The sequence below is a fragment of the Parendozoicomonas verongulae genome, assembly GCF_009711465.1.
GTDB lineage: Bacteria > Pseudomonadota > Gammaproteobacteria > Pseudomonadales > Endozoicomonadaceae > Sansalvadorimonas > Sansalvadorimonas verongulae.
On the sequence record NZ_SMME01000738.1, the window covers coordinates 1 to 8,069 of the forward strand.

Annotated in this window: 6 protein-coding genes; all 6 read left to right on the top strand. The window is 50.8% G+C overall.

Going from position 1 to position 8,069, the window contains the following annotated elements:
* Positions 1–39 precede the first annotated feature (39 nt).
* The 6 genes from E1189_RS04525 to E1189_RS04550 all read left to right on the top strand — a co-directional run bounded on the left by E1189_RS04525 (position 40) and on the right by E1189_RS04550 (position 7,883).
* A complete protein-coding gene (locus tag E1189_RS04525; RefSeq protein WP_155158866.1) occupies positions 40–1,335 on the top strand; it encodes an efflux RND transporter periplasmic adaptor subunit in 1,296 nt (431 codons plus the stop codon).
* Positions 1,332–4,505: an efflux RND transporter permease subunit gene (locus E1189_RS04530; RefSeq protein ID WP_155158867.1), complete on the top strand. Its 3,174-nt coding sequence runs from the start codon at positions 1,332–1,334 to the stop codon at positions 4,503–4,505. The genes E1189_RS04525 and E1189_RS04530 overlap by 4 nt, the downstream gene beginning before the upstream one ends.
* Positions 4,505–5,116, top strand: coding sequence for a TetR family transcriptional regulator (locus E1189_RS04535; protein WP_155158868.1), 612 nt, complete (start codon positions 4,505–4,507; stop codon positions 5,114–5,116). Before E1189_RS04530 ends, E1189_RS04535 begins: the two co-directional genes overlap by 1 nt.
* 93 nt (positions 5,117–5,209) lie before the next feature.
* A complete protein-coding gene (locus E1189_RS04540; protein ID WP_155158869.1) occupies positions 5,210–6,367 on the top strand; it encodes a protein kinase family protein in 1,158 nt (385 codons plus the stop codon).
* A 276-nt stretch (positions 6,368–6,643) separates the two neighbouring features.
* On the top strand, positions 6,644–7,144 hold the full coding sequence (locus tag E1189_RS04545; protein ID WP_155158870.1) for a peptidylprolyl isomerase: 501 nt from the start codon (positions 6,644–6,646) through the stop codon (positions 7,142–7,144).
* Positions 7,119–7,883 (top strand): UDP-2,3-diacylglucosamine diphosphatase, encoded by a 765-nt coding sequence (locus E1189_RS04550; protein ID WP_230460161.1) that lies wholly within the window; start codon positions 7,119–7,121, stop codon positions 7,881–7,883. The genes E1189_RS04545 and E1189_RS04550 overlap by 26 nt, the downstream gene beginning before the upstream one ends.
* Positions 7,884–8,069: the final 186 nt, after the last annotated feature.

Here is an 8,069-nt window from a genome sequence, read left to right on the forward strand (position 1 = left end):
TAATCACAAGTACTTGAAAAAGCGAGCTGGCATATAACTATGGCCTTAAAAAAAAACCAACTGCTGCTCGCCGGAGCAGTTATTGCCCTGACTGGACTAGGCGCTTTCCGCCTGAACAGTTACCTGCAGCCTCCCACCATTACCGTTCAGGAGAGAGTTATCTCGGTAAGCGCTATCACCGTGGAGCCGCAGCCCTTAACTGCCTGGGTCTTTGCAGAAGGAACGGCTGAAGCTCAGAGAAAAGCCTTCCTGAACTTTGAGCGAGCAGGGAAAGTCGTCGCTATCGGTGATGATGATAGCAGTCTTATGCTGCGAGAAGGCTCCCGGGTCAACAAGAACAGGCGCCTCGCCAGCCTCGATTCCCGCACTAACAGCGCAACGGTTGATAGCCTTACTGCCCGCCTGCAATCTGCCCGCAAGCGCAGCGAAGAAGCCCGTGCCAATACCTTGCGTGCCCATAACGATCTCAAACTGGCGCAAATTGCTTTTGAGCGTACTCAAAAGATCCATAAAGATGGGCTGATATCTCAGGACGCCCTCGACCGTGATCGCACCGCTCTACTCAATGCCGAAGCCGCCGTAACGGCTGCCGATAGCGCTGAGGCTTCTGCCCATGCTGAGATCAAAAGCATTTCTGCAGAACGTGAAGGTGCGCTGGTCACTCTCAGTAAAGACAACCTTTTTGCACCTTTTGATGGCCTGATCACAGTCATGAACCTGCGGGAAGGCAATTATTACTATCCCCCGCAGGGCATCACCAGAAACAGCGAACGGGAAGCCTCCTCTGCCATTGTGGTGGTAGACGACAACCACTTTGAAATTACCTTGCAAATCCCCGAAACATCCGCCGCCATGGTAGAAGAAGGGGAAACTGTATGGATCAGTGCTAACAGCACGGCTCTCTATCAAAGCGCTCGCACTGGCGAGCTGACTGGGGGAATAATGATTGGGAAGGTATGGTCTGTCAGCCCGGCTCTGAGTCTGCAAAACCGCTCCCGTACTGTAAAGGTACGGACAGATATCGGGCAAGATACCAGTATCCATGACGGCTTGTTTGTACAGGCATGGATTGCTGCTCGCCATAAAAGCGATGCTATTAGCCTGCCCATAGAATCCCTGTCTTTCAGAGATCGCCAGCCCTTTATTTATGTCATAGAGGAAAACAGACGTGTCACCCGCCGGATGGTGAAAACCGGGCTGGAAGGTTTGGGCCGTATTGAAATTACTTCTGGGTTGAGTGCTGGAGATCAAGTGGTTGTTCGTGGCCAGCACCTTCTGGCAGACGGCAGCCTTGTGCAGGTAGTGGGTCATAAAGCGACAGGAGGGAAGCAATGAGCTGGCTGAAACCTGAAGGGCCTGCCAAGCGTCTCTTTCTGGAAACCTTGCTGGCCAAACTGCTGCTTGTCCTGTTTATTGCTGTGGGCCTGACCGCCTGGCAAACCCTGGTGAGAGAGAACTACCCGGATCTGGAGATCCCCATGGCCATGGTTATCACCAAATGGCCGGGCGCTTCGCCGGAACAGGTGGAAAAAGAGGTTACCAAATATCTGGAAGAAGAGATTCGCGGGCTGAAAGGACTCAAGCGTCTCGACAGCGGCTCCTATAACTCTTATTCCATGATATCGATGGAGTTTGATGCCGATATGCCGGTATCCGACGCCATGCAACGTTTACGAGCGGCCGTGAGTAAGGCAGAAAGTGAGTTCCCCTCTGGCAGCGGTGTTGAAAAGCCGGATATAGAAGAGATGTCTATGTCCGAGGCTCCCATCGTCACCTGGGTTCTACATGGAAATACCAGTGATATTCAGCTGACCGATACGGCCCGGTATCTTAAGGATGAATTGGAACATATAAGTGCTGTTAAAAAAGTGGATGTGAGCGGTCAACGTGAAAAGAGCCTCCACGTTCGCCTCTACCCGGAAAAGCTGCGCATGCTGGGGCTATCTCCCGTCAGTGTGAAAAACAGCCTGTTATCTGCCAACAGGGACATGGGTTGGGGGCAGTTTGAAGGGGATAGCAACAAATTCTCACTGTATCTCGAAGGCCGTTTTGAGCAGGTGGAGGCTATTCGCCAACTGCCCGTAATGCGTATTAACGATCGCACCGTGCGTCTCGGAGATATTGCCGAGGTGGACTTACGCCTTGATCGTGTAGAAATGCAAACAGGCTTCAGCCTGGAAGGTTCACCAGCGACTCCCGGCGTGATTCTTGATGTGAAGAAACGCCCGGGGACCGACACCCTTGCCACCATTGATGAAGCCGCCCGGGTCATTGAGAGGGTTACGGCGCAGAACGATTGGCCCGTTTCCCTCAGTGTGACACGCGTGAGTGATGATGCGGAGCTGATTGAAACCGCTTTTAACGATATTTCCAGCTCCATGATGCAGGCGGTACTTATTGTATTCGCCATCCTGATGTTACTCCTCACCTGGCGGGAAGCCCTGATTGCCGGCCTGGCCATACCTGTCACCCTGCTGGCAGTGCTTGGATTGATGATCCCAATGGGGTACTCCTTCAACAGCATGGTGATGATCGGCATGGTACTGGCTCTGGGGCTGTTGGTGGATGTGTTTATTCTGGTCATGGAGGGAATGCATGAGGGACTTTATGTGCGTAAGGAGAGTTTTGCACAGGCTGCTCTGTCCACGGTAAAAACTTTTTACATGCCTGCGATTGCTGGTCAGCTCACAACGATTCTCGCGCTGGTGCCCATGATGATGGTGGGTGGCGTGGACGGAAAGTTTATCCGCATTCTGCCTATCACCATCACCCTTGCACTGGTGATCAGTCTGATCGTTGCGTTTCTGATCTGCATTCCATTGTCTCGTCTGTTGCTGGAGAAAAGCTCGACACCACAGGAGCTGACCGTCGACCGTTACGCTCGTATTTATGGCCAGCGACTCGAACAATTCCTGATGAATGGTCCGCTATCGCGCAAAGGCAAAACCATAAGCTGGACTGCCGCAGCCTTTAGTCTGTTCGTCCTCAGTATTATGGCGTCGAGCCTGTTGCCCAGCCTGATGTATCCGGAAGCTGATGATCGTAAGATCGGCATTTCCATTGAACTGGCACCAGATGCAACACTGAAACAATCACGACAGGTGACCGATAAAGCTTCCGAGTGGCTCCGCGAGCAACCCTGGATTGAAAAGTTTGTCATCTACACTGGTGCTCGCAGCCCGGTCACTACTGGTAATCCAAAGGACGCTCTGCTTCCTAACCAGAGTGCTCATCTGTCCGGATTTACTGTTATCCTTCGCCCTAAGGATGAGCGCTCAAAACTGTCCTTTGATTATCTGCCTGAAATACGTGACGGTTTGGAGCGAGTGCTCAGTGATGAACCGGGGCTTACCATCCAGCTGACCCACGTTGGTGGTAACCCTGACACATCCGCACCTGTCTCTATCACCCTGTCGGGGCCGGATTATAAAGTGCTGGGAGACCTCTCTCGCCAAGTGCAGGCACGCTTGCGACAGGAGCCGGGTGCCGTCGATATTCGTGACAATCTTGGTGCTCCTCTGCCAGAGGTTCGGTTCACATTTGACCGTGAAATGCTGACCTTCTTCGGACTGGATGAAAGCAATGTCGCGGAGCAGATCCGCATAGGCATGAGTGAAGATGGCTACGGTCGGTTCAAGACGGAAGGCACGGGGGATGACCCGAAACTGCGCCTCGGCTATATATGGCCAAGTCGTAATGGAAATATCGGCAACCCTCGCCATGTGGCTGAAGTTCAACTGATGAAAGTGATAACCCCTCAGGGAGAATCTATACCGCTGCAGAGCGTGAGTGATTACACCATCAACAGCGTACCCCGGGTTTACATCCATAAAGATGGTTATCGGGCCGTGTCTGTGGAAGCGCGCGCTGAAGGCCAGACCGCCTCCGATATCATGCTGGCCATGCAACCTGACCTGGACAGAATGAAAGCAGGCTGGCCTCCCGGCTACGATTACCAGCTGGGTGGAGAACTCGCCAAAGCCGGAGACAGCTATTCCTCCATGGGCATTGCGTTTGTAGCCGCGATTCTACTGATACTGATCCTGCTGGCACTGCTGTATAATTCTATCCGCCAGCCCATCATCATTCTTTTAATTATCCCTCTGGGACTGACGGGAACGTTAAGCGGCTTTTTCCTCGCAGATATTCCCCTGTCTTTTTCCGGATTGATTGGTGTTGTGGCTCTGGTAGGTATTGCGGTGAACAACGCAATTGTTTTGATTGATACTGCCAACCGCCATTTTGAAAATGGCATGGATACAGTTTCTGCTGCAGCCCGAGCCTCTGCCGAACGGTTGCGCCCTATTGTCAGTACCACCCTGACTACAGTGCTTGGCCTTATGCCTCTGGCACTCAGCGACCCCCAGTGGTATCCGCTGTGCATGGCCATTGTATTTGGTCTGGTGGCCTCTACGGTGATTGCATTAGTGATAATTCCCTGCCTTTATGTTTTGTTTGTTCCGGATCACGTTAACAACCGAGCTCCTGTTCAGGAACTGAGTTAATGGCCCGGAAAACCAAAGAGGATGCGAAAAAAACCCGTCAACAGCTGCTGGCTTCGGCCCTCAGACTGTTCAGTGAAAATGGTCTGGCTCGGGTCACTCTGGCAGATATTGCCAGAGATGCCGGAGCCACCCGAGGTGCCATTTACTGGCACTTCAAGGACAAAGAAGCCCTGCTCAACTGCTTGTGGGATGAAGCTATCGCACCATCGGAAAAGACGTTCGACAATCTGGTGGCGCTGGGTTCTGATAATCCTCTGGATGATCTGGCCAGACTGGTTGAACAGCTGCTGGTACAGATAGCCACTCAACCACGTACTCGCCAGATTTTCCGGATGATGGAGCAGTCTCTCTATATGGGAACACGGGATAAAAATCACAATATCGAAGATTTACGCTACCAGTGGCAGGAGGCTCTCACCAGTTTTCTGGAACCTGTTGAAAGACAAGGAGAGCTGAGGACGGGTCTTACTGCAAAGATGGCTGCGCTGCTTATTGGGGGATCTATTGATGGACTGATCAGTCATCATCTGGCAGATGAAAACTGCATTGACCTGAAAAGCAATGCGGCCCTGCTGGCCAGCACCTTCACTGATATGGTACGCAAGTCGTGATCCTGAAAAACCACCAGACCAAGGTCTAACAGACCTCTCCTGCCCTGACTGGTAATTTCAGTTTACCGGGGTTACCAATTCAGGGCAGAGACTATGCAGACGAATTACAGAACATCTTCCGCTAGCTATTGCAGCAGCTATCTGTCTAGCTATCACGACAGCTCTCCTTCAGAGATGGATTCTTCATCCAGTGATGACTATGACTCCATTTTTCATTCCATGGAATATGACGTCACGCTGGCCAGTCCCACCGCCAGTTTGACCCCTGAAACTTCTCTTCAAAACGTTATGGAAGGACCTCAGCCATCTAATATCCATGACAGTCCTGACAGCAGTAGTTATGGCAGTGAAAGCTCTCCTCTGCAACAGCCAGCGTATATTGATTTTATTGAATCTCATCCGGGTGTCACCTTAGGGAAAGGTTCATATGGCACAGTGAAAGCCTATACCGTGAATCATCAGGGTGAAGATTTAAGTCTGGCGTTAAAGAAGCCTGTGTCCTCCAACCCCAAGGCCTGTAAAACCCTCAATGATGAAATTCGTCTTCTCAGAAACCTTAATCATCCCAATATTATTGCTATGTTCATGGGAATTGAATCGATGAGTCAGCCGGTACTGGTAATGGCCAGACTCCATAATGATCTATTTGATTGGCTCGCAAATGAGGATAATGAGGATATTCCCGATCTGGAGTCAGCTCGCCAGATATTGAGCGGCTTCCTTGCAGGTATGTCCTACCTCCATGAGACAGCCTGTATTCATCATAACGACCTGCATACACCTAACATTCTCTTGAAAAGTGAAGTGAATGGGTCCCTGAGCTCAGTGATTACAGATTTTGGTTTATCCACCAAAGCGGGAGATAATTCTATAATGTTGTCGCGGGATACACGCTTTGACCCCTGGCACCTCAAATCTGGATCGACAGCACGGGATATCTATTCCATCGGCTATATCGCCTGCTGCGTACTTTCTGGCTCTCCCCGGTTAAGATGCTGGGCAGAACACACTGCTCCTGGTAAGGAAACTATCTACTCCCCTATCTTGTTCCACCTGCCTCCAGACTGTCTGATCGCTAACAATATACAGGGCACCGACCGTCTGATTGCAACGGATATTATCAGCCAGATTGCTTTCCCTTCCATGGTTCCAGATAAAGCACAGCGTATGTCAGCCACAGAACTCAAGGCCCGCTTTGACAATATTTGCACGGTGATGCCTCTGCTCGGAGCATTTAACACTACGCCGTAAAGTGCCGAGCCATTAAGTGCCCGGACCATTGCTTTCGCATAATGATGGCGAGTGGATTTTTTCGCTCTTCAAGGAACAGCGTCGGGAGCGTAGCCCGCTACGTGATAAGAGTTGTGACGCAGCAAGGGCGAAAAAAGACGCCGCCAGACTATGCGAAAGCAATGGTTTGGGTACTTAATATCCCATAAACAAAACTGCATAAACGGGATAAAGAGGTTATGATAGGAACTTTGCCGCCATTGGCGGCTGGTTTTTATCATTTCGGATTACACTCTAATGGCTGTTGTTACCCTTCATACAAATTATGGCGACATTACTCTGGAACTGGACGCTGAGAAGGCTCCAAAGACTGTTGCCAACTTTCTGGAATACGTTAAGTCCGGTCATTACTCCAACACCATTTTCCACCGTGTTATCAACGGTTTCATGATCCAGGGCGGTGGCATGGCTCCTGGCATGGAAGAGAAATCCACCAACGCGCCGATCCAGAACGAAGCGGACAACGGCCTGAAAAACGCCACTGGCACCGTTGCTATGGCTCGTACTATGGACCCTCACTCTGCTTCAGCCCAGTTCTTTATTAACGTGGCTGATAACGATTTCCTGAACCATAGCTCTAAAACTGAACAAGGCTGGGGCTATGCGGTATTTGGTAAAGTAGCCGACGGTATGGACGTGGTGAACAAGATCAAGGGCGTGCGTACTGGCAGCTATGGTTTCCATCAGGACGTTCCTACTGAAGAAGTACTGGTTGAATCCGCCGAAATCGTGGAGTAAACCTGTTTTGCGGTCGCTGTTTATCTCCGACCTGCACCTGACACCAGGACGCCCGGATATAACCCGGGCGTTTCTGCGTTTTCTGGAGCAGGATGCCCCTCAAGCCCAGCAGTTATTTATCCTTGGCGATTTCTTTGAATACTGGGTTGGTGACGATTTGATGGACGATTTCCATCACCAGATTGCTTCTGCTCTCAAAGCCCTTTCTGAAAAAGGCGTGCATCTTTTCTTTATGCACGGTAATCGGGATTTTCTGGTCGGCAAACGTTTTTGCCAGCTGGCTGGCTGCACACTGCTGACGGATCCCACAGTGATTCAACTGGCCGACAAACCCGTTCTGCTGATGCACGGCGACAGCCTCTGTACCAGTGACACCAGCTATATGCGCTATCGCCGTATTATTCAAAACCCGCTGATCAAGCGTCTGCTCATTCACCTTCCCAGTCAGTTCCGTATTAATACAGCAAAAAGACTACGGGAGAACAGCAAGGCTAACAGTGGCAGAAAGCCTCTGGCGATTATGGATGTGACACAGAAAGCAGTCATCAGTGAAATGGCCCGCCACCATGTCGACACTCTTATTCACGGCCACACCCACCGAGCGGCCATTCACGATCTGGACAACAACAAGCAGCGCATTGTACTGGGGGACTGGGACATTTTGGGTTGGGTACTCAGTCATGATGATGAGCAAAGTAAAAATAATGGCTTTCAACTCACCAGCTTTACGATCAAATAGCACCTAAACCCCAACCACTTTGAAAACCGTAATGAATCCGGCCAGAACGTTTCGGTATATACGTCCTGACAGACGATTGCACTTATTGCTTGAATCCAGCCCCAGGTTACCGGAGCTTGTATAAAACTCCGGTTTTCAAAGTTGTTGGGGGTTAGAATCCAGTTTCAGCCCATTGATAAATTCCTG